Consider the following 2,012-nt stretch of genomic DNA (forward strand, 5'->3'; position numbering starts at 1 on the left):
ACAACAATAACATTTTTTAAGTTGCGTTTTGGTTTCGATTTCAGGTCGAATGATATTTAAATCATGTTGTAATTGTTGCAGTTTGCCACGTTTCCAACTGCTACTTAAAATACCGTAATGCCTGATTCTTACAAAACGTTTGGGTAAAATATGAAGACTAAAACGCCTTGTGAATTCTTCGTTTTTTAAGGTGAGTTGCTTAGTTTTACTGCCGTCTTTATAATCTTTATAAGCAATGGTAACTTCTTGATTTGTTACATTTTTAATCCGATGATTGCTGATGGCAACTTTATGGGTGTATCTTCCTAAATATTCGATTACTTGTTTGGGACCTCCAAATGGGCGTTTGGCATAAACCACCCAATTTTTATCAAATAAACTTTGCAAAACATGAGCATCGGCAAGCTTTTCTTTACGTAACAAGGCAACAAATTTTGCTCGAAAAACCTTGCTTAACGCTTTTACTGCAAATAAGTATTTATCGGCTTTTATCTTGCGTTTCCATTTACCGTTGGCATCAATTCCACCACCAGGAATAATGCAGTGTAAATGTGGATGTAAACTTAAATTTTGTCCCCAGGTATGTAAAATCGCAATCATTCCTAGTTGCAAACCTTCCGTTTTTCCGAATTGATTTAATGTCGACCAAACAGAATCAAACAAGATTTTATAAACGATTTTTGGATGTGCAATCGCTAATCCATTAAGCGAATCTGGAAGGGTAAAAACCAAATGATAGTACGAACAAGGCAACAAATCCTGCTCACGTGCCTGAATCCATTCTTCACGTTTATGACCTTGACATTTCGGGCAATGCCTATTGCGACAACTGTTGTAACTAATACTAATGTTGCCACAAGCATCACAAGCATCTACATGTCCGCCCAAAGCAGCAGTTCGGCACAAAGTCAATGCTCTTAACGTTTTTTCTTGATGAACGGTAAAGTTTTGGTTGGACAAATCGACTTTTCTCAGCACATCGGCTACTTCCCACTGCGGCTGCATAAAGCAAAAACGGTATCTAATGGACTGTGTATTTTTTGATTTTCGAGCTGACAAACGTGCAAATATTCCATCGTAGTTTCGATACGCTCGTGTCCCATGAGTTTCTGAACCTGAAGAATATTCACTCCATCTTCTAACAAATGCGTAGCGTAGCTGTGGCGCAACGTGTGCGTATGCACGTCTTTTAAAATTCCAGCTTTTTTACAAACCGATTGAATCGCCCATTGAACCCCACGTTGGCTGTATCGCGAATCAAAACCTTTGGCATCTTTGGTGTTGCCTGTAAATAAAAATGTGGTAGGATGTTCAACCGAAATATATTTTTTAATCCCTCGAATGAGATGATCCGATAAAGGAACATAACGATCTTTTTTGCCTTTACTTTGAACGATATGAAGCAACTTTCGATCAAAATCTAAGTGTTTCAATTCAATATTTCGAACTTCCATGCAACGAAGACCACAACCGTAGATCAATCCGATTAAAATGCGATGTTTGAGTAAATCGGCATGTTGAAGCATCTTCCAAATCTCTTCTCGACTCAGAATTACAGGAAGTTTCTTTTCTTTAGGAATCGATGGTAAATGAAGATGATCGTAAGGTAAATTCTCTGTTTTTAAAAGAAATCGAAGTCCGTAAACCGTGTGTTTAAAATACGATTGCGAAGGTGAATTGGAACGTTGTTGCAGTTCAAAGAGATAATCTTTAACTTGTTCTGGATGTAATTCGGTTGGTAAAGCACCAAAATGAAGTGCCATTGCGGCCACATGGCGCGAATAATTTTCAAAAGTGCGTTTGCTTCGTCCTAAAATAGAAATATTTCGCTCAAAACGTTGCAGAAGTTCAGAAAAACCTGTAATTTCATTACAAGCACGATTCAAATATTTGTTCGTTCTTAATTCCTCCGGAGATTTTTTTTAGTTACCATATTATCAATTATTTAAACGTTAATAAATACTAAGGTACTAAATCATCGCAGCGAAAGCTACCGGAGGTTTAGTTCAACA

At 37.3% G+C, this 2,012-nt stretch carries 2 protein-coding genes; both read right to left on the reverse strand.

Going from position 1 to position 2,012, the window contains the following annotated elements; translation table 11 throughout:
• The coding region (locus tag EG242_RS14705; RefSeq protein WP_124900690.1) for an IS91 family transposase at positions 1-1,005 on the reverse strand (1,005 nt) is incomplete at its 3' end.
• Positions 984-1,886, reverse strand: coding sequence for a tyrosine-type recombinase/integrase (locus EG242_RS14710; protein WP_124900692.1), 903 nt, complete (start codon positions 1,884-1,886; stop codon positions 984-986). The genes EG242_RS14705 and EG242_RS14710, both read right to left, overlap by 22 nt.
• Positions 1,887-2,012: the final 126 nt, after the last annotated feature.

The sequence above is a fragment of the Paenimyroides viscosum genome, assembly GCF_003858535.1.
Classification (GTDB): Bacteria; Bacteroidota; Bacteroidia; order Flavobacteriales; family Flavobacteriaceae; genus Flavobacterium; species Flavobacterium viscosum.